Source organism: Streptomyces sp. LMG1-1-1.1, from assembly GCF_040815545.1.
Lineage (GTDB): Bacteria > Actinomycetota > Actinomycetes > Streptomycetales > Streptomycetaceae > Streptomyces.
Genome location: NZ_JBFPNH010000055.1, coordinates 17,386 through 39,232 on the forward strand (window position 1 = coordinate 17,386; position 21,847 = coordinate 39,232).

Here is a 21,847-nt window from a genome sequence, read left to right on the forward strand (position 1 = left end):
CGAGCCACCCGATCGACGTCACACGTACGTGTGAGACAGCAGCGGGCGCGCCCTGATCCGCCCGTCGCGTGCACGTGCGTGAGGCCGGCCAGGACCCACCGTGCCCGCAAGCTGCCGACCGCGTGCGTGACGTCACCCGCCCAGAGCCGCCCCGGACCCGAACCGCGAAACGTATGCGGCGCGCCCGGCCGGAAACTCCGCCAGAGTCCCGCCACCCCAGTCGTGGTCGAAGTACGACTGGTACGCGACCTCACCCCACCCGAAGTACTCCGCCATCCGCTCGACGAAGGCCGCGTCGTCCCCGCCGCCGGCGAACGCGTCGCCGCGACGGTACAGCCCCCACTCCGCGCACACGTTCCGCTTCCCCCGCGCTCGGACGAACGCCACATGCGCGTCGAGCCCCATGGCCTGGGAGCGGATCCACGACCAGCGGTCGGCGGGCGAGACGCGGGGGTCGCCCCACTTCAGGTCGTAGGCGTTCATGCCCAGCCAGTCGACGTACGCGTCCCCCGGGTAGTAGTCGACGAAGCCCCGCAGCCGCCGCCCCGGCTGCAACCCCACCGAACTCGACAGCTCGAAAGTGAACTCCGCGCCGGACGTCGCCCGGAACACCTCGACGACGTGCCGGAACAGCGCCGCATAGCCCGCCGGGTCGTCCGTCGCCTGCCACGGGCCGATGGCCCGGTTGTTCGGCTCCCAACCGAGCCGCACGATCGCATCGCCGTGCCCCGACTCCACCAGAGCACGCGCCGCCCGCGCATACGCCTCGTCGAACTCGCCCGCCACGCCCCGCGCGAACGCCCCCGCGAAGCCGTCGACCAGCAACGGAACCCCGTACACGAACGCCGAGCTCGGCCGTTCGTCTCGCCACTTGCGCCAGGGATCGAGCTGGTAGCCGCACATCGTCACCGGATCAAAGTCCGCCCAACTCCCGTGTGGGAGATAGTCATTGCCGATCTCCACAGGTCGGTCGAGCAACTCCTCGTGCCGAACAGCGGCGGCCACCGCCTCGGCTCCGTACCCCTTGTACACGCCCAGCGCAGGACCAGCAGACCTGTCCACGACGCACCTCCACGAAAACGGTGAAACGGATCTTTCGGACTCCGCCAGCATCCCCGAGACCGTCTCGGCGCGGGGCCTTATCTGCGCTGATCCCCGTCGCTGCCCCGTTCGCTGCCGCAGCGCAGCGACGCTCCCAAAGAATTTCGATGCGTAAGCGATGCGAGTTGTAGAGACAAGGGCATCGGTCGGACCGTGAGGAGGAAGAGAGGCACCGAGGTCCCGGCGGAGTGGCCGCTTTCGTGGCGACGACGACAACACAGCAGGCCGTCGTCATCGCACCGGCCCGACGGCCGTCACACAAGGGGTGGAGAACGATGAACGGACGAAGCATCGCCGTGGTGGGGGCGGGGGTGGCGGGCCTCACCGCGGCCTACTTCCTCTCCCGCACGCACGACGTGGTGCTGTACGAGGCGGAGGACCGGCTCGGAGGTCACGCGCACACCCACGAGCTGCCGACCCTCGAAGGCGGCACCCTCCACGTCGACACCGGCTTCATCGTCCACAACGAGCGCACGTACCCCCACCTGCTGCGCCTCTTCCGCGAGCTGGGGGTGACCACACAGGACGCCGAGATGAGCATGTCCGTCCGCTGCGAAGGATGCGGACTCGAGTACGCCGGCGCGCGCGGCGTCCGCGGCCTTCTCGCCGGCGGCAACGCCCGCAGGGGCCGACACCTGCTGATGCTCGCCGACGTCCCGCGTTTCCACCGCGCCGCACGCGGGCTGCTGGCGGCCGACGACCTGACCCTCACCCTCGGCGACTTCCTCCGTGCCCACCGGTTCTCCGCCCACTTCGTCAGCCACTTCGCGATCCCCCTCGTCGCGGCCGTCTGGTCCTGCGCGCCCGACACCGCCCTGCGCTACCCCGCCGCCTACCTCTTCCGCTTCCTCGACCACCACGGGCTCCTCTCGGTGGCAGGGTCCCCGCAGTGGAAGACCGTCGTCGGCGGTTCCGCCGCATACGTGGAACGCGTAGCGAAGTCGATCGCCTCCGTGCGGACCGCGACCCCGGTGCTGACCGTCGTCCGCGGCGCTCACCGCGCCACGATCGTCACCGAGGACGGCGAGTCCACCGAGCACGCCGCCGTCGTGATCGCCGTCCACCCCGACCAGGCCCTGAGGCTCCTCGCCGACCCCACCGAGCAGGAACGTCGCGTCCTGGGCGCCTTCACGTACTCCCGCAACCCCACCGTGCTGCACCGTGACACGAGCGTCCTGCCGCGTTCGCCGCACGCGCGCGCGTCCTGGAACTACCTGCTGCCCTCCTGTGCGGCCCGCCCGGGCGCCGTCCAGGTCAGCTACGACATGAACCGGCTCCAGCGGCTCCGCACCGGCGAACCGCACATCGTCACCCTCAACCCCGGCGACCGCGTCGACGAGACGACCGTCCTGGCCCGCATGACCTACGAACACCCCGTCTACACCCCCGAGTCCGTGGCCGCCCAGGGGCTCCTGCCCACGCTCCGCACCCCCGTCACCGCATACGCGGGCGCGTACCACGGCTGGGGCTTCCACGAGGACGGCTGCCGCTCGGGCGTCGAGGCCGCCCGCCACTTGGGAGCGACCTGATGACTTCCGCCGGCGTCCCGGCCCTGTACGAGACCGAGATCGCCCACACCCGCGTCACCCCGATCCGTCACGCGCTGCGCCACCGGACGTACATGTGGCTGGTCGACCTCGACGACCTGCCCCTTCTGCCCCGTCTGCTGCGTCCCTTCGCCCGCTTCGACCAGGCCGACCACTTCGACGGCGACGCCCCCACCCTGCGGGCCGGACTCGACGCCTGCCTCGCCGCCCACGGCGAACGGAAGGCGGACGGGCGGGTCCTCATGCTGGCCCACGCGCGCGTGCTGGGGCACGTCTTCAACCCGCTCACCCTGTACTGGTGCCACGACCGCGCCGACCGCCTCGTCTGCGTCGTCGCCGAGGTGCACAACACGTACGGCGGACGCCACGCCTACCTCCTGCACCCCGACGCTCAGGGCCGCGCCGAGACGGCCAAGGAGTTCTACGTGTCCCCGTTCCTCGATGTCGAGGGCGCCTACCGCATGCGCCTGCCGATACCCGGCGACCGCCTCGACCTGACCGTCCAGCTCCGCCACACGGACGGCTCCCGCCCCCTGACGGCCACCGTCCACGGCACCCGCAGGCCGAACGGCGCACGCGGCCTGCTCGCGGCCGCGCTCCGCCACCCCTGGTCGACCGCCGCCGTCTCCGTCGGCATCCGCCGCCACGGCGTCCGCCTCTACCTCAAGGGGCTTCCCGTCCGGCCCCGCACCGCCGGGACTCCTTCGACCGTCTCCGCCCCGCAGGAAGGCACCCCGTGACCGTTTCGCTTCCCCCGTCCGCCGTGCGCGTCGGCCAGGTTCCGGTCGACCCGCAGCGCTGGCCCGACGTCGCCCGACTGCCGCGCGCCTCAGCCGTACGCACCGCCGTTGCCCGCCTGCTCGTGGAGCACGCCTTCGCCCGGCTGCCCCTGCGGATACGAACAGGCCGCAAGAGCGCCCTCGCGGGGCCGCGGGACGGGGGAGACAGCTCCGTGCCGACGCTCACGCTCCACGACCCGGAGGCCTTCCACCGCCGGATCGGCGCCGACGGCCTGATCGGCTTCGGGGAGTCGTACATGGCCGGCGAGTGGGACGCCGACGACCTCGTCGGCGTCCTCACCGTCCTCGCCCGCCACGTCGACGACCTCGTCCCCGCCCCGCTGCGCCGGTTCCGGGGAGCCTGGGTCCGGCCCAGGCCCGAGGCCGACCTCAACACCCCCGACGGGGCCCGCGAGAACATCCAGCGTCACTACGACCTCTCCAACGAACTCTTCGCCCTCTTCCTCGACCCCGGTCTCAGCTACTCCTCGGCGGTCTTCGACCCCCTTCCGCACGCTTCGGAAGTCCTCTCCGACGCCGCCTTCACCGCTGCCCAGCACCACAAGATCGACCGACTCCTCGACCTCGCGGGCACCGGCCCGGGCACCGAACTGCTGGAGATCGGCACCGGCTGGGGCGAACTCGCGATCCGCGCCGCCGCCCGCGGAGCCCGCGTCCGCACCGTCACCCTCTCCGAGGAACAGCTCGTGCTGGCCCGCCGCCGTGTCGCTCTGGCCGGTGTCTCCGACCGGGTCAGCATCAAACGGATCGACTACCGGCACGTCCGCGGCCGTTACGACGCCATCGTGAGCGTCGAGATGATCGAGGCCGTCGGCGCCGAGTTCTGGCCCGACTACTTCACCGCCCTCCGCCGCCTCCTCGCTCCGGGCGGCCGCATCGCCCTCCAAGCCATCACCATGCCGCACGAACGGATGCTCGCCACCGCCCGCACCCACACCTGGATCAGCAAGTACGTCTTCCCCGGCGGCCTGATCCCCTCCCCGGAAGCCCTCGCCCACGAAAGCGCCGCCACCGGACTGCGCATCACCCACGACACGGGCTACGGCGACCACTACGCCGAGACCCTCCACCAGTGGCGCGCCCGCTTCCGCCACAACGAAGCCGCCGTGGCCGCACTCGGCTTCGACCCTGTCTTCCAGCGGATGTGGGACCTCTACCTCGCTTACTCCGAAGCCGGATTCCGTTCCGGATACCTCGACGTCCGCCAACTCCGGCTCACCGCCGCCGACACGGATGCGGATACGGATACGGAGACGGACACGGATGCGGACACGGGTGCGGGTATGGGTCCGGATACGGACACGGTGACGGAGCGATGATCCTCTCGGAAGCGTCCGCCGTGTCCACCAAGAAGATGCACGTCACCGCGGGGCCATGCGCCCGCGACGCCCGCGCGACCGCGCCCCGGCACCGCGGGCGAGTGGACCGGACCCTCGCTGTCCGGGAAGACGACCGCGACGCGGCCGGCCCACCCCTACTCACTCCGTCGAGCCGGTACGGGAAGGCGTCATGAACGTCGTCGATACGGAGGCCCTCGTCCGCGTCCTCGCCGCCTCGGCGGCCACCGCGCTCACCGTCATGCTCGTGACCTTCGCGATCGGCACCGCGAAACAACTGCACCGGATCGTCGACATCGCCTGGGGGATCGCCTTCGCAGCGGTCGCGATCGCGGCCTACTCCCTGGCGGCCGGTTACGGCGACGACACCCGCCGGACCGTTGTCGCGGCCGCCACGGTCCTCTGGGGGCTGCGGCTCGCGGTCCACATCGCCAGGCGCGGACGCGGCCACGGAGAGGATCCCCGCTACGCCCGGATGCTCGCCCGAGCCCCCGGAAACCCCACCTTCTACGCACTGCGGAAGGTCTACATCCTCCAAGGCGCCCTCGTCTGGCTCATCTCCCTCCCCGTCCAGTTCGCGGTCCTGCTGCCCCGTCCTCTCGACGCCACCGCCTACCTCGGCCTCGCCGTCTGGGCCGCCGGCCTCACCTTCGAAGCGGTCGGGGACCACCAACTCGCCCGATTCAAGTCCGACCCGGCGAACCGTGGCCACGTCATGGACCAAGGCCTGTGGAGCTGGACCCGCCACCCCAACTACTTCGGTGACTTCCTCGTCTGGTGGGGCCTCTATCTGACAGCCTGCGCCACCTGGCAGACCGCCCTGCTCACCCTCATCTCCCCGCTCGTGATGAGCACCCTCCTCATCTGGGGCAGCGGCAAACGCCTCCTGGAAGCCCACATGGCCGACCGCCCGGGTTACGCGGCCTACCGCGCCCGCACCAGCGGCTTCATCCCCCGCCCACCCCGCAGCACCCAGCCAAGCCGGCCGCATGCGTGAGTGGCGGGCCGACGCCGTACCAGCCGCACACCGGTGAGCCGAGCTCGCACCTGCCGTGAACCGGAAGCCGAGCTCGCACCTATGGGCTCGGACACACGCGAGGCGCTCGGACTCCCGGGGCTGGGCGCCCGCATCCCGTCCCGGCGGCCGCCTGATCCCATGGCGCAGGGCGCCTGGGAGACCCCGGTCAGGGGTCACCGATGCGGAATCGCTGCGACCTGTACATCGCGGGCGAGAGACGGCACGGTCATGAGCGCCAGGCCTCGGCGGCCACCGGAAGACGGGCCACCACCCCGTCCGCCAGCCGCTCGAACTCCCCTCTCAAAAACGGCGCGGCCAGCCGGGCAAACCCCTTGAACCTCAGCGACGCACGGTACGTCAGCCGCGTGGACGTCCCCTCCTCGGCAAAGCGGAGGTCGTCCTGCGACGTCACCGTCCTGTTCTCCCCGACGAACATCAGCCGGGCGGACTCCCTCACGACGAGCTCGTATCGCAGCTCCGTCGTACGACCCCGGAACCGCGACGTGTTCCGCCACTGCGCCCCCACCTGCACCGGCCCGTCGCCGAGCCGCACACAGCGGACGGTGCCAGGATCCCACTGCTCGGCGCGCCCGAAGTCCTCCAGGTACGCCACGACCTCGGCCAACGGTCGACGCACTATGACCACCCGCTCCACACTGATCACCGCAACAACCTTCCTCCTGCACTCCCACCGGCGCACTCGACGGAGCCGGTCACCTTCCCTTCCGCCCCGCAGGCCCCTCCGGATGCACAGGCGGCGCGCCGAAGGCACCCTGCCCGTCCGTCGCGGTCTGCCATGCGCTGTCGGAACCCATCAGGTCGGCAGACCACGAGCCCCCTCCGTACGGGCACCGTTGAGCGTTACGCCCGTGAGCCGTGCGCCTCGCAGGTCCGCGTCGGTCAGATTGGCTCCGTTGAGGTTCGCCCCGGTCAGGTTGGCCCTGCGCAGGTCGGCCCCTGAGAGGTCGGCTCCCGTCAGGTCGGCGTCGGTGAGGTTCGCGCTCTCGGTGACGGTGCCGGAGGTGATCCTCGCTTGGAGGGAGGTGTCCAAGGTGCTGAACTTCGCGCCGCGCAGCCGGGCGGTCGCCAGGGACGCGTCCGTCAGGTCGGCGTCGACCAGGACCGCTTCCGTCAGGTTCGCACCGGTGAGGTCCGCACCGGTGAGGTCCGCGTCCCAGAGCAGAGCGCGGGAGAGGTCGTTCGGATTCAAGGGCACGGCGGTGTCCGGTCGGGACAGGAACGTTCCCCGCAGGATCGCGCCACTGAGATCCGCGCCGGTGAGGTTCGTGTCCACGACGTTCGCGCCGGACAGGTCCGCGAACGTCAGGTCGGCGTCCCGGAGGTCGGAGCGCAGGAGTTGCGCCCCGCTCAGATTGGCCTCGCCGACGAAGGCGCTGCGCAGGTCCACGCCCGACAGCGTGGCGTGGCGCAGATCCGCCCCTTCGAGGTTCACGTACCCGAACGGGGCACGCTCGTCAGGCAGAGCGCCGCCCTCGGGAACCCTCGCGGCGTCCCGGAAGTTCCAGGTGGAGAGGAACAGTCCCCGCAGGTCCGCCCGGTTCCAGTCGACCTGAGTGTCCTTGTCGTGGCCGGGGGAGCGGCGGGCCAGCACGTCCACGACGGCCGCCACGTCCGTGGGCGGTCGGTGGGCGGCGGGCGTCTCCTGCCCCGGCGGTGGTGCCGCCGGCTCCTTCACGAAGCCGGTCGTGGGAACGCTCGCGTGGCGCCGCACGTACGCGGAGAGGACGAGGACGATCCTGGGCTGGTCGCGCGGTGAGTCCTGCATGATGCGCTCCAGTGCGTAGATCCCACCGAAGCGCACGTCCAACGACGGGGAACCGAGATTGGTGATCGCGTCGTTGAACCGGGTGGTGAGCTGGCCCTGCTCGGCGACCCGTACCTCCCGCCACGTAAAGAGCAGCGCCACCAGGGCCGCCAGACCAGGGAGGACGGCCACCGCGAGCACGGACCACTGCGGTCTGCCATGACGGTCAGGATCGGAAGCGCTCGTACCGCGGCGGCGGCGGCGCCTGCGCCGCGCCTCGCGCAGATACGCGCTTCGATTCGGTCCTTCGCCGCGCGTTCGTCCTCTCACCCGCCCATCGGAGTCGACGGAGCTCGGAACGGGCCGACGCCACACCGCCGGAGCACCCGATCGACGTAGACGCCGCAGCACCGCGCACCGCGCGCCCCGGCGGCGATGGCCGCCGGGGCTGGGACAGGCACCGGTCAGCGTGGTGCGGCTTCCGGCTCCGGCTCCGGCTCCGGGCCCTGGGCGTGGGACGAGGCCTGGGCCTCGGACGCACCCTCACTCAGGCTTCGCAGCGAGCAGTCGGGGTTGCGGACGGCCGAGTCCAGGAACGCGGCGAACGACGCACCCCATTTCGCCACGGTCCGGGCGCTGAACAGGTCCGTGGAGTACTCGAAGGTGACGGTGAGCATGTCGTTCATGGACTCCACGACGACGTAGAGCTCGTTGCGGGCCACCTCGCTGGTGGGCAGCCCCCGGACCGTCGTCGACACCGATGACATGTCGAGCACGGGGGGCGGAGTGGTGACCACGGTGAACAGGACGGTGGGGAACAGGTCCTCCGGTGCCAGATCGGAGACCAGGCGGACGACGTCCATCAGGGGTAGGTCCTGGTGGTCCAGGACGGTGAACAACGTCACCCCGAGCCGTCGGACCAGACCGGCGAACGTTTCGTCGCCGTCGATCCGGGCCCGCAGCAGGACCGAGTCGCCGATGAGTCCGACCACGTCCGCGCGCTCGGGCTGCGTACGGTTCGCGCTGGACACCGGGAGCACGATGTCGCCGAGGACGCCGCTGAGCCCCGAGAGCCAGGTGGAGAAGGCCGCCGCCAGCACGGTGTACGGGGTCGCGCCGAGCCGTACGGCCGTCGCTGCCACGCCGCGAGAGGTGGCGTCGGCGAGGGTCAGGGACAGCAGGGCACCTCGGCCCGACAGAACCGCCGGCCGGGGCTTGTCGTACGGCAGCGTGGGGCGCAGCGGTACGGCGTCGAGTTCGGCTCGCCAGAACCGTTCGAGCTGCGTGCGGCGACCCTCGTCGAGGGAGTGCTCGGCGCGGGCGACGTCGGTGAACTGGGCGGCCGGTGCCGGAAGAACGGCCTCGCCGCCCATCCGCCGCGCGTTGTACAGCTCCGCCAGCTCGTGCCAGATGATCCCCATGGACCAGCCGTCGCAGATCGCGTGATGCAGGACGGTGACCAGTACCCAGCGGTCCGCGCCGAGGCGGGCCAGACGGAAGCGGAAGAGAGGCGCGCGGTCCAGCGCGATGATCTCGGCCGCCTGCTCCTGGCACCACGATTCGACGTACGCGTGAGGGGTGTCGGGCCCTGGTGTCGCGGGCAGGTCCGTGATCGACAGGTCCACGGGAACCTCGTCCAGGATCTCGACGACATGCAGCCCGTCGTCGCGCCGCACAGCGCGGCTGCGCAGTGCGTGGTGGCGCCCCACCAGGTCTCGCAGGGCCCCGGTCAGGGCCTTGAGGTCCAGGTCGCCGCTGAGATCGATGCGGTGGGCGACGTTGTAGACGCTCGGGTCGGAGTGAGCGTGGTGACGTCGCCATAGCCGACGCAGGGTGGAGGGCATGGGTGCGCTGTCCACCACCCGGGCGTTGCCGTTGCCGTTGCCGTTGCCGTTGCCGATGCGGATGCCCTTGCCGTCGGCGGCTGCGTCCGGGCCATGCTCGGCGTCCGGGTCATGCTCGGCGTCAGCGGAGTGCGAGGCATCCGCGGCTTCGGCGGCTTCGCAGCGGGCCGCGATGCCGCGCACGGTGGGCTCCAGGAAGAAGTCGGCCATGGAGAGGGGTATGTCCACCAGCTCCCGCATGCGGTTCAGCAACCGGATGGCGCTCAGCGAGTGGCCGCCGAGCTGGAAGAACGACACGGTCACGGGCACGTGGGGGACATCGAGTACCTCGCGCCACAGGTCGTGCAGGGAATGCTCCAGGGTGGTGGCGGGCAGGGCGGCGTCTTCCCGCTCGCTCGCCTCCGGCGAGGGCTCGGGCAGGGCAGCGCGATCCAGCTTTCCGGAGGAGTTCACCGGCAGCCGCTCCAGGAACGCCCAACGGCGCGGCACCAGATGGTCGGGGACCGTGGCGGCCAGGGCGGTGCGCAGGGAGTCAGAACTCACCGCCGGGTCGGCGGGAACCACGTAGGCGACGATTTCCGTCTCGCCGTGGCGGTCGAGGCGCGGAAGGACGGCTGCTGACCGGACGCCGGGCAGCGCGGCCAGCGCCGCCTGGATTTCACCGGGCTCGACCCGGTGTCCCCGGATCTTGACCTGGTCGTCGGCGCGCCCGCAGTACTGGAGCGTGCCGTCCGTGCGCCAGCGGCCGAGATCGCCGGTGCGGTACAGCATGCCGGGCACGCCGGCCGGTGCACCGTCGACGAATGCCGCGGCGGTCTCTTCGGGACGGCCGTGATAGCCGAGTGCCACGGGCACTCCTCCCACGTGGATCTCACCGACGGTCCCTGCCGGGACCTTGTTCCCGGCCGTGTCGAGCAGCAGGACGCGAGCGCCCGGCACCGGTGTGCCGATCGGCGGCCACGGCTCACCCTCGGGGTCGACCCGGTGGGAGGTCGTGATCACCGACGCCTCCGTGGGGCCGTACTGGTTGTACAGCGCGCACGCGGGGTGCGCGGTGAGGAAGCGGCGGAGGGCGGAGGTGAGCTGGAGCGCTTCGCCTGCCGAGTACAGCTCACGCAGCGTGGGAAGTTCCGGCCCGGTCTCCATCAGGTACTTCAACGGGGTGCAGGGCATGAACAGACGCTCCACACCGTGGCGGCGCACCGCCGCGGAGACGGCCGCCGGGTCGTGCCGCACCGCGTCGTCGATGAGGACGAGGGCGGCGCCCGAGGCCAGCGTGGTGAAGATCTCCTGCACGCTCACGTCGAAGGCGGGCGAGGTCCACTGCAGGGTGCGCAGCGCGGGTTGGTTCTCCAGGTGCCGGAGCACCAGGTTCACCGGACCGCGATGGGGCACCAGCACGCCCTTGGGCCGGCCGGTCGAACCGGAGGTGTGGATGCAGTACGCGGGATCCTCGGGACCGACCCCGCCATGAGGCACCCCCTCCGCACGGTCGTCCGAGGGGCCGTCCGCGCTTCCGCCCGAAGGGCCGTCCGCACTGTGGCTCGAAGGGCTGTCCGCGCTTCCGCCCCAACGGATGTCCGTACTGTCGTCCGCGGTCTCGGCGGTGTCCACGAGGAAGACGGGCAGGTGTTCCGCGAGCTGTTCGTGGGCGGCCAGTGCGGTGTGGTCGGTCAGCAGCAGGACGGGAGCGCCGTCGTCGAGGAGTCCGGTCAGCCGAGCGGTCGGCACCGCCGGGTCGAGCGGCAGATAGGCGGCCCCGCTCTTGAGCACGCCCAGGAGCGCGGTGATCAGTCGCGGACCACGCGGCAGGAGCACCGCCACGCGTTCCCCGGGCGCCGAGCCTCGCGCGCGCAGCTGTCGGGCGAGCCGGTTCGCACGGCGGTCCAGCTCCCCGTACGTCACCTGCTCCTCGTCGCTGACCAGAGCTACGGCCTCCGGGGTACGCAGCGCCTGCCGTTCGAAGAGGCCGTGCAGCGTGTCCGACACCGTGGGCAGCGGCTCGTCGAGGCGCCCGAGGCGGTCCAGGTTCGCGCGGTCGGTGCCGGTGAGCGAGGTCAGCTCGTCGAGAGGCGCGCCGGGGTTGTCGAGGACGCCCCGCAGCACGTGTTCCACGTACTCGAGGAAACGGCGCACGGTGTCCGCGTCGAACAGGATCGAGTCGTACTCGATCGTGAAGCGGACGCCGTCACGGTGGTGTGTCAGATAGACGCTCAGATCGAACGGGGCGCGGGCGCTCGGCACGTCGAGCAGCTCGGCCGACAGCCGCGGCGGGTCGAAGTCCACCTCGGAGGCGTGCTCGAACTCGACCATGACGTCGAAGAGCGGGTTGCGGCCGGGGCTGCGCTGCGGAGCGAGGGCGGCCACCAGCTCGTCGAAGGGGACGTCACGGTGCTCGTACGCCGCCGTGCTCGTCGCACGCACCCGGCTGATCAGCGTGCTGAAGTCCGGGTTGCCGGCCAGGTCGAGGCGCAGCGGCACGGTGTCCAGGAAGACGCCCACGTGGTCCTCGGTGCCGGGCTGCCGGGCGGAGACCGCGGTGCCCACGACCACGTCGCGCTGACCGCTGAACCGGCCGAGCACCGCGCCGATCGCGCTCGTCAGCACCATGAAGAGGGTGGCACGCCGGCTCGCCGCGAACGAGCGCAGCCGACCGGTGAGTTCGACGTCCAGAGAGTGGGTGAGGCTCGCCCCGACCCCCGACCTGACCCCTGGTCGGGGCCGGTCGGTGGGCAGGCACAGCTCCTGGGCGCCGTCCAGCGCTCCGCGCCAGAAGTCCAGCGACGCGGCGTGCGTGCCCTCGTCGGGGCGAGGTGGCGCGGGCAGGGCGGGTAGCGGGGGCAGTGCCGGATCGCCCTGTGCTCCCGCGCGGTAGAAGGCAGCCAGGTCGCGGACGAGAACGGCCGTGGAAGAGGAGTCGAAAACGATGTGATGGGCCATCAAGAACAGAAGGTGCCGCTCCTGGGACAGCCGCAGCAGCCGCGCCGTGACCAGCGGCCCGTCGGCCAGGTCGAGCGGCCGCCGCCCCGCGTCCCGCAACGCGGCCCGCAGGGCCTCGTCTTCCGTCTCCCCCGAGTGGTCGTCGACGGGGAGATCTATCGGCCGCCCTGCTTCCCGCACCTCCTGATACGGCACCCCTTGGAGGTCGCCGAACACCGTCCGCAGGGCCGGGTGGCGCTCCGTGACCCGGTGCAGCGCGGTCCGCAGCGCTCCCGCGTCCAGCGGTCCGTCGAGGCGGATGGCCTTGGGCTCGTGGTACATGGAGGTGCCGGGGTGCAGCTGTTCCACGAACCAGATGCGGCGCTGCGCCGGGGTGAGGGGCGTGCGCGTCGGAGCGGTTGCGGTCCGCCCTTCAGCGCGCTTCTCGGGGAGCGCGGACATCTCGGAAAGCCCGACGCTGCTGCCGGTATCGCCGGACGGCTCCGCAGATTGCTCGGGCCTGCTCCGGCGCCGGACCCGGTCGAGGACGGGCAAGGCGGCCAGGACCTTCTCCTTGGCCACGCCGAAGTCCACGAAGCAGGCGATCTCATCGGCCCCGGCGTCCACCAGGCGCCGCACCGTGGCGGCGGCGGTGTGCTCGTCGCCGATCAGGGCGCGGGAGTCGCAATAGCGCTCGTAGGCGCGCCCGAGCAGGAAGTCCACGTCGTCGTCGGTGGAGGTCGCCAGGTCCACCTGGACGCCGAGACTGTTGGTCACCTGGTCGAACAGGGACAGCGAGGAGCGCAGGTACGAGATGAAGGGCCGGTACGCCTCGGCCCGCGCGCGCTCGGCGTCCTCGTCCAGGTAGGTGTGTACGAGCACCACGACCCGGCCGGCCGCAGGGTCGAGTCCGTGCTCGGCCCGCGTACGTCGGTACAGCGCGACGTTCTCGGCCAGCTGCTCGACGGTCTGCGCCATCAGGTTGGTGACCACGCCCAGGCCTTCCGCGGCCGCCCGGCGGTAGCTGTCGGGGTTGCCCACCACGGCCACGTACAGCGGAAGTTGTTCCTGGACCGGGCTCGGCTGGAGCCGGATCTCGACGGGCTTCCCGTCGCCACCGGTGGTCGCCAGCCGCTGTCCCGACCACAACTGCCGTACGGTACGCAGCTGCTCGTACATCACCTCACGGTGCCGACCGAAGTGGTGGGGAGCGAGCGTGAAGTCCGTGGCGTGCCAGCCACTCGCCACGCAGAGGCCCGCCCGGCCGCCGGATATGTTGTCGACGACCGACCACTCCTCCGCCACCCGGATGGGGTTGTGCAGAGGTAGCACGACGGAGCCCGCGTTCAGCCGGATGCGGTTCGTGCGCGCCGCGAGTGCGGCGGCGAGCACGGAGGGGTTGGGGAAGAGCGCGCCGAAGGAGTCGAAGTGCCGCTCGGGAAACCACAGGGAGTGGAACCCGTTGCGGTCAGCGAATTCCGACGACTCCATGATCAGCGCGTACTTGTCGTGCGCCGCCTCCTCGGGATAGTCCCCGAAGAAGTAGAGGCTGAAGTCGCAACCGGAGGGTGGGGCGGTGGGCTGGGCCGGCGCGGGCACCGGCCTCGATGCCGGGGACGGTGCCGAGGCTCGGGACGGGACCGCAGGCGCCTGCGTGGGGGCGGGAGCAGCCGGGGCGGTGGTAGGGAGGGGAGCCGCCGTCGTCATGGTGGGGTGGGGAGCTGCGGGTGCCGTGGTGGGGACGGGAGCCGCCGGTGTCACGGCGGGGACGGGAGCTGCCGGCGCCGACGGCGCCGCGGGCGAGGCCGCGAGCAGGGCGAGCTGCCCGTTCATCAGTCCACCGACCTGGTCCAGGAGCTGCCGAGCCACCCCGAGCTGCTGCGTGAACAGGTCGTGCAACTCGCCCGGTACCCCGGGAGCAGAGGAGGCCGGAGCCGGCGCCAGGTCCGTGACCTGCTCGGCGACCGGAGAACCCGCCGGGGCCTCCGGAGCCGCCGCCACGTCCGCGACCTGCTCGGCGACCGGAGAGCCCGCGGGGGCCTCCGGAGCCGCCGCCACTTCCATGACCCGCTTGGCGGCCGGAGAGCCCGCGGAGGCCTTGGCGGAGACCTCCGCCCACACCTCGCCGCCCCCCAGCTCCACCAGCAGTTCGGCCAGCCCGCGCGGAGTGTCCGCGGTGTCGAACAGCTCCCGCACCGGGACACGTACGCCGTACCGCTGGTCCAGCTCCGCCGTCAGCCCCATCAGGGACAGGGAGTCCGCGCCGAGCTCGAAGAACGAGCTGTCGGGCAGCACATCGGCCGGATCGTGGCCCAGCTTGCGGGCGGTCAGCTCACACACGGAGCTGAGAAGTCCGTCCGGCGTCGAGGAGGCCGAGAGTGCGCGGGAGGGCTGGGTCGATGTCACGGACACCTCGGGAGGTAGGGGTGGTTCCGGTACGGGGGAGGGCCCGGGAGGCGCCGGACGCCGAGGCGCCCGGTCGACGGGCTCGCCGAACGGCAGGGGGCGCCTCCGCAGCGGATGGCCCGGCAGCGGGACTCGGCTCCCCGAGGGAGTGAGCGCACGCCAGTCCAGCTCGGCACCCCTGCGGTAGAGGGTGCCGAGCGACGTGAGCAGGCCGTGCACCTGGCGCTCAGGCGTGTCGCCCGCGCCCTGACCGGTTACCCAGCGGCTCGCCGGGACGCAGTGCCGGCCGACACCGGTGAGGGTGGCGCCCGCCCCGATCTCGACGAAGTCGTCACAGCCCCGCGCGGTGGCCGCGGCCATGGCCAGGTCGAATCGGACCGGCTGCCGGGCGTGGCGGCAGAGGTAGTCCGCGTCGGCGACCCACCCGGGGGTGCGCACCTCGCCGTCGACGGCGGTCACCAGCGGGATTGCCAGGGGCCGGTAGACCGCCTTTTCCGCGTAGCGCCGGAATTCCTCCAGTACCGGTTCCATCGTGGGGGAGTGGAACGCACGGTCCACGGGCAGCGCCTTCCACCGCAGCCCCTCGGCGTCGAGCAGTTCGGCGGTCCGTGCCAGCACCTCGGACGCACCGGCAAGCACGATCGCCCCCGGCCCGTTGACCGCGGCCACCACAGCACCCGCCGTCCTGGCCACCCGCTCGGCGTTCGCCTCGTCGGTCCGGACGGCCAGCATGCCGCCAGGCGCGGCATCCATCTGCATCAGGCGCCCACGCGCCGCGGTGAGCCGCAGACCATCCTCAAGGGACAGGCCACCCGCCGCGTACAGAGCCGCGTACTCGCCGACGCTGTGGCCGAGGAGCAGGGCGGGACGGACACCGGCGGCACGCCACACGTCGGCGAGCGCGGCCTGGTGGGTGAAGAGGGCTGCCTGGGCCGTCTCAGTGGGCCAGACCGCGTCGCCCGCGTCGCCCGTATCGTCCTCACTTTCCGAGGGGGCTTCCTGGTCGACAAGCAGCGACAGCAGGTCGGCGCCGCCCTCCTCGTCTGCGAAAAGCCGCGCGCACCGGTCGATCGTGCGCCGGGCATCCGGGTACGCCCGGTACAGGCCCGCCGCCATGCCGCGGCGCGCGCTGCCCTGCCCGGCAAAGGCGAAGGCGACCGGTCCGAGCGGCGCGGCCGGCGCGGCCGGCGGTTCGCCGAGGGACCGCGCCAGCTCCTCGGCGTCCCGACCGACGGCCGTCGTGCGCGCGCCCCGGTGCGGCCGACCCAGCGCCAGGGTGGCCGCCACGTCCGCGGCCCGCTCCATGGGGTGTCGTCGCAGGTGGTCCCGCAGTCGTCCGGCGTACTCCGGCAGCGCTTCGGCGTCGCGGGCGGACACGGGGACGAGTACCGGAAGGTCGGAGACGGCGGCGGCCCCGGACACCGGCCTCACGGTCTCCTGGTACTCCTCCAGCACGACGTGGGCGTTGGTGCCGCCGACACCGAGCGCGCTGACTCCCGCCCTCCGCGGCACGCCGTCCGGGACCGTCCACGGCCGCAGCTCGGTGGCCAGGGTGAGCGGACCGCCCGCCAGCTCCAGTCCGGGGTTGGGCCGGCTCAGGTGCAGAGTGGGCACCAAGGTGCGGTGTCGCAGCATGAGCACCGTCTTGATCAGCCCGGCCATGCCGGCGCAGCTGTCGAGGTGCCCGATGGCCGGCTTCACCGAGCCGACCGCACAGAATCCCGTACGCCGGGTGGACTCGCCGAGGGCGCGGCCGAGCGCCCGCAGCTCCACGGGATCGCCGAGCCGGGTACCGGTGCCGTGCGCCTCGACGTACGAGATCGTCTCCGCGGGTACGTCCGCCCTGCGCAGGGCCTGACGCACCACCTCGGCCTGGCCCGCGACCCCGGGCGCGCTGAAACCGACCTTGTCCGCACCGTCGTTGTTGACGGCCGAGCCCAGGATCACGGCGTGCACGGTGTCGCCGTCGGCGAGGGCTCGGTCGAGCCGCTTGAGCAGGACGGCGGCCACGCCGTTGCCGCCCACCGTGCCGTCGGCCGCCGCGTCGAAGGCGCGGAGGCGCCCGGTGGGCGACAGGATCGACCCCGGCTCGCTGACGTAGCCCGACTCCTGCGGCAGATGCACGGCCGCGGCCCCGGCCAACGCCAGGTCCGTCTCACCGCTCAGCAGCGCCTGTACCGCGAGGTGCACGGCGACCAGCGAGGTGGAGCAGGCGGTCTGCACACCGATGGCGGGACCCGTCAGCCCGAGCCGGTACGCGACGCGAGTGGCGAGGAAGTCCGGCTGCCGACCGACGGCCCGCTGGAGGGCGACCCCCGGCTCCGCCCCGCCGCCCGCCCCGCGACCCGGGTCTTCCGGACCGTCCGCCGACTCCTGCTGGTGGTCATAGAGATTCATGCCGGAGCCCGCGAACACACCGATGCGTGTGCCCGCCGCGGTGGACTCGTAGCCGGCGCTCTCCAGCGCCTGATGGCAGCACTCCAGGAAGAGGCGGTGCGCCGGGTGGGTGAGGCCGGCTTCCTTGGGACTGATGCCGAAGAAGTCCGGGTCGAACCCGTCGACACCGTCAAGGACCCCGCCCACGGGTACGTGCCCGTGGAGGCGTTCCTGTCCGACTGCCGCGACTTCCGTCTCCCCGAAGACCCGGATGCTGTCCACACCATCGCGAAGATTCGCCCAGAACGTGTCCGGCGAGTCCGCGCCGGGGAACCGCAGCGACATCCCGACGATGGCGATCCGCCGCTTGGCGTCGTCCGCGGAGCCATCGGCGGGATCGGGATCGGGATCGGGTTCGGTATCGGGCTTGGGATCGGGATCGGGACCAGGACCGGGTTCGGTATCGGGCTCGGGATCGGGATGGGGAGCCGCCACGGCGGTCGCGGCAGAGCCCTCCGCGGCAGGGTCCTGCGGGGTAGAGCCCTCCGCGGGAGGGGCGGATTCCGCGAGGTGCGCGGCGAGCGCAGCGGCCGTGTGGTGCTCGAAGAGCGCCGTCTGGGCGATGCGGACACCGAGCCGCTCTGCCAGCCGGGCACGCAGCTGCACGAGCCGCACCGAGGTCAGACCCAGCTCGTAGAAGGGAGCCTTTACGTCCACCGTCGAGCCTTCGAGCAGAGCACCCAGCTCCTCCCGCACCGCACGTGCCACCGTGTCGGCGAAAGCGGCGGTGGGCAGGGGAGCGGTGGCCCCGCTCCGCACCTCGGGAGCGGCGGGCGCCCTGACGAGGTCCCCGGCGATGAGCCGGTCGCGCAGCTCCGCGCGGCGAATCTTCCCGGCCGGAGTACGGGGGAACTCCCCGACCGGTACGGGCAGGACGTGGGCTGCGGTCAGCCGGAGCCGGCTGAACAGGGCGGCACGCACCTCAGCCGCGATCCGTAGGTCTGCACGGGCGCCGCGGCTGACGAAGAGAACCGCCAGTTCGTCGGTGCCCCGTACACGGTCCGGTACGCCGCAAGCGGCCACCTCACCCTGGCGTACGCCGTCGACGGCAGCGGCGGCCTCCTCCACCTCATGGCAGTGGACGTTGTGCCCGTTGATGATGATGAGGTCCTTGCGCCGGCCGGTGATCACGACTTGCCCCTCGGAAAGGAACGCCAGGTCACCGGTGTCGAGCCACTCCCGGCCCGCCGGGTAGGCCGCCGCGTCCGCCTCCGGGTTGTCGACGTAGCCGGGTGTCAGGCGCGTGGCCGAGTGCACCTGGAGCCGGCCGATCCTGCCGTCGGGCACGAGGACGTCATGGTCGTCGACGACGCGCAGCGTGACACCGTGCGCGGGCGCGCCCGCCGCGACGAAGGTGACGCAGTCCACCTCCGGCGTCTGCGGACCCGCCGCCACCGGGTCACCGCTCAGGCTGCTCTTCAGCAGGCGGTGCACCGTGCCCGGCCGGTCGAGCCGCCCGTACGTGACCCCCGTGACCGTCTCCGCCATGCCCCACGCCGGAACGATGTGCCCCTTGCGTATCCCGTACGAGGCCGTGGCGTCGAGGAAGCGCTCCAACACGGGCAGGACGATCTGCTCGCCTCCGCACACCACCGACTTCAAGTCACTCAGGTCCCACCGCCGTGCCGTGGGGTCCTCCGGCCTGCGGGCGAGCGCATCCACGACGAGCTGGTAGGCGAAGGTCGGAGCCCAGCCGTGCCGCGCGCCGTGTTCGTCCATCAGGTCGAGCCAGCGCAGCGGGTCCGCCAACACGTAGTCGGTCGGCGCGTGCACGTTCGTGCAGCCCGCGAAGACGGCGAGCAGGTGGTACAGCAGGAAGGCGCCGCTGTGGTCGACCGGCAGCCAGTTCACCATGGTGTCGTCCGGACACACGTCCAGGATGCGGCGGCTGCTCGCCGCGAAGTCCGCGAGCCCGGCATGCGTCAGGCGCGCGGCCTTCGGCACCCCCGTACTGCCGGACGACAGCATCAGCAGGGCGGTGTCGGCTCCGTCCGGCTCGAAGCGGTCCTCGGCAGGCGCTGCGGACAGGCCGTCCCGCGCGAGCACCGTACGCAGCGAGGGCGCAGCCTGCGCAAGCGCCGCCGCACCGATCTCGTCCGTGAGCACCAAAGGCCCGCCCAGCAGTTCGTGCGCTTGCAGCAGGCGCTCCAGAGCCGGGGACCCCGCCAACGGCCGCTCCGCAAGGGCCGCGGGAAGTACGCCGCCGAGCAGGCATGCCCAGAAGGCGGGGAAGAACTCGGCCAACGGCAGCCCGCACAACAAGACCGTGTCTCCGCGGCGCACCCCGTTCGCCCGCAGCGCGGTGAGCAAACGCCGTGCCCTGTCGAGGAGTTCGGCGTACGACTGGCCGGACGCCCTGCCATCGGAGTCGAGCGTGACCACGGCCCCCGAGGCGGACTGGGCGGAACGCAGTAACGCCTCTACGGCGTCACGCGGATCATCCTTCGTCCATTCGAGCTCAGGTCCCCGACAGAGTGCTTGTCCCGTTAGGCGCTTGCGCTTCATGTGTTCCTCGCTTGACTTCGAGAGAGTGCTTGCGACCTTCGTCGGCGCGCGAAGCGCGACGTCGACGGGTCGAGACGTACAGCCACGTCAGCAGGACCAGGGCGCCGCAGAGCGCGACGCCGTGGAAGGCACTCACGACCACGGCGGCGGGCAACCTCTCCAGTGCCGCCGCGGTCACGATGGTGCCGAGAGCGAAGCCGGACTGCTCGGCCGCTGCAGACAGGCCGAAGAGACGGCTCCGCAGCGGCTCGGCGGCGGCCTGGAGGCGTGACGCGTAGACGATCTCGGTCCACCCGTCCGCGAACCCCGCCGACGCGGCCGCCGCCACCACGACGGCCGCGGGCAGCCCCCAGAACACCGCCGCGAACGACAGCGCCATCGCGCACGTACCGAGAGCGAACGCCCGCTCCCCCCAAGCCGCCTCGCTCTTCCTCCGACGGAGCACCAGGTGGGCGAGGAACGTCCCCACCGCCCAAGTGGCCCAGAAGCGGGTCATGAACAGAGCGGATTCGCCCGGATGCGCGTCATGCGCCACCACCGGCAGGGCGACGTTGTGCGACGACGACGCGAACGCGTCGAGCCCTCTGAGCGCGATCATCATGATCAGCAGGCCGGACAACGGCACACCCGCCCGCCGCCACCGGAACCGCGACCCCCGCACAGGACTCTCCGGCCGCCCCGCGGCCACCGGATCCGCAACGGTGTCCGATGCCTCCGTACCACTGTCCCCGGCCCCGCGCCCGCCCGCACCCTCCGCTGCCCGCCGTATCGTCAGAAGGGTCACTGCGGACACGGCGAACCCGGCCGCGTTGCAGGCAAAGGCAAGCGGAAAGCCGCCGAAGGCGATGACAGGAGCCGCCGAGGCGAAGCCCACCACCGTGGCCAGAGAACGCCCCATCACCAGGGAACCGTTCGCACGGGCACGCGCCGCCCCGCCGACCAGCGCAGGGATCCAACTGCGCAAGGCGACCGTGGAAAACGTATTGCCCGCACCAAGGACGGCGACAGCCGAGGCCAGCACCCATACCGAGGTACGTCCACCACCCAGCGCCAGGACGACCATCGCGACCCCCCGGGCGACATCCGCACCGATCATCACGGTCCGATGCGCGACCCAACTCAGCAGCCTGCTCACCACGAACCCCGCCACGAACCCGCAGAACAGCCGCAGCGCCATCACGGCGCCCACCCCGAAGGCCGTACCCGTCACCGTGTAGGAGAACAGCCCCAACGCGATCAGGCTCAGATAATTGCCGCACGCCGAGACGGCGTACGCGGAGACAAGAAGGCGAAACCGGAGCCCCAGGCCCGCCGGCCGCCGGGCATCCTGCCCGTCTGCCGGGCGCGCGCGACGCGCCCGTCCTGTGCCGTACATGGGAGCCACTCCGATCTCGTTCCGCCCTCGGGCCGCCGGGGCAGGGCCGTGGACGTTCCGCCGGTTCCCTTCGACGCTCCGCGCCCCGCACCCTTGTTCCGGGCACTCCCTGCCGAGGGGAGACGAGCCACACAGGGGGTGACGGCATGTTTTACAAGGGCGAACGCCCGAGCCACTGCCAGTGGATCATCTGATCGTTTGCTGATGTGTGTCAATGCATGATCATCGACCGACGATCGACCCTGTCACGTCCAAGTGCCGAACAGGGAAACGTAGATGGACCTTTCCGGCCACTTCGACGCAGGAAAGGGTGCTCGCAACCGCCTACGGAACGGGGCAGTCAACGGCACCCGGGAGGAGAACGACCTCACTGCCCTACGGGCTGCAGCCCTGCCGCGTGCAGGCCTGCCCGCGCGGTCCACGTACGCGCGCGCCATTCTTCCCCGTGGCTCCTGCGGCGACGGCGCGCGCGGGCCGATCCAGCCCCGGGCCGAACCCTGGCGAGCGCCACCGACCCGGCCCTGAGGCCCAGCCGCCCTTCACACCCACCAGGTCAGGACCTCCTAGGGCCTGTGTGATGTCGTGATCAGTTCCTGGGTTCTGGCCTCTCCGCGGGGTGGATCCCGGTAGGACTGTGGTCGTGACGCGTAGGCAACTCACCAATGCCCAGTGGAAGTTCATCGAGCCGTATCTGCCGATCGGTAGGTACGGTCCGTATCCGGAGCGGTTGCGGGAGCAGTTCGAGGGTGTGATCTGGCGGTTTAGGTCCAGTGGTCAGTGGCGGGAGATGCCTG

At 71.7% G+C, this 21,847-nt stretch carries 10 protein-coding genes; 5 read left to right on the top strand and 5 right to left on the bottom strand.

Annotation, left to right across the window (positions count from 1 at the left end; translation table 11 throughout):
• Positions 1–132: 132 nt before the first annotated feature.
• On the bottom strand, positions 133–1,062 hold the full coding sequence (locus tag MRBLMG1_RS29650; RefSeq protein WP_367827231.1) for a hypothetical protein: 930 nt from the start codon (positions 1,060–1,062) through the stop codon (positions 133–135).
• A 314-nt stretch (positions 1,063–1,376) separates the two neighbouring features.
• Here MRBLMG1_RS29650 and MRBLMG1_RS29655 point away from each other — a divergent pair, with 314 nt between their 5' ends.
• From MRBLMG1_RS29655 to MRBLMG1_RS29670, 4 genes are all read left to right on the top strand, one after another.
• A complete protein-coding gene (locus tag MRBLMG1_RS29655; RefSeq protein ID WP_367827232.1) occupies positions 1,377–2,630 on the top strand; it encodes an NAD(P)/FAD-dependent oxidoreductase in 1,254 nt (417 codons plus the stop codon).
• Complete coding sequence (locus MRBLMG1_RS29660) at positions 2,630–3,388, top strand: DUF1365 domain-containing protein (protein ID WP_367827233.1); 759 nt, start codon at positions 2,630–2,632, stop codon at positions 3,386–3,388. Before MRBLMG1_RS29655 ends, MRBLMG1_RS29660 begins: the two co-directional genes overlap by 1 nt.
• Positions 3,385–4,767, top strand: a complete 1,383-nt coding sequence (locus tag MRBLMG1_RS29665) for a class I SAM-dependent methyltransferase (protein ID WP_367827234.1) — start codon at positions 3,385–3,387, stop codon at positions 4,765–4,767. Before MRBLMG1_RS29660 ends, MRBLMG1_RS29665 begins: the two co-directional genes overlap by 4 nt.
• Before the next feature lie 190 nt (positions 4,768–4,957).
• Positions 4,958–5,782 (top strand): DUF1295 domain-containing protein, encoded by an 825-nt coding sequence (locus tag MRBLMG1_RS29670; protein WP_367827235.1) that lies wholly within the window; start codon positions 4,958–4,960, stop codon positions 5,780–5,782.
• Positions 5,783–6,029: 247 nt separating this feature from the next.
• On the opposite strand, the gene MRBLMG1_RS29675 is transcribed toward MRBLMG1_RS29670, so the two are convergent.
• The 4 genes from MRBLMG1_RS29675 to MRBLMG1_RS29690 form a co-directional block, all read right to left on the bottom strand.
• Positions 6,030–6,503, bottom strand: a complete 474-nt coding sequence (locus tag MRBLMG1_RS29675; RefSeq protein ID WP_414721676.1) for an SRPBCC family protein — start codon at positions 6,501–6,503, stop codon at positions 6,030–6,032.
• 114 nt (positions 6,504–6,617) lie between these two features.
• Positions 6,618–7,760 (bottom strand): pentapeptide repeat-containing protein, encoded by a 1,143-nt coding sequence (locus MRBLMG1_RS29680; protein ID WP_367827236.1) that lies wholly within the window; start codon positions 7,758–7,760, stop codon positions 6,618–6,620.
• A gap of 272 nt (positions 7,761–8,032) precedes the next feature.
• Complete coding sequence (locus MRBLMG1_RS29685; protein ID WP_367827237.1) at positions 8,033–19,678, bottom strand: non-ribosomal peptide synthetase/type I polyketide synthase; 11,646 nt, start codon at positions 19,676–19,678, stop codon at positions 8,033–8,035.
• Positions 19,632–21,053, bottom strand: a complete 1,422-nt coding sequence (locus MRBLMG1_RS29690) for an MFS transporter (protein WP_367827238.1) — start codon at positions 21,051–21,053, stop codon at positions 19,632–19,634. Before MRBLMG1_RS29690 ends, MRBLMG1_RS29685 begins: the two co-directional genes overlap by 47 nt.
• 640 nt (positions 21,054–21,693) lie before the next feature.
• Between MRBLMG1_RS29690 and MRBLMG1_RS29695 the strand changes: the two genes are divergently transcribed.
• Positions 21,694–21,847, top strand: a 154-nt coding sequence (locus tag MRBLMG1_RS29695; protein ID WP_367825613.1) for a transposase, incomplete at its 3' end; no start/stop codon positions are given.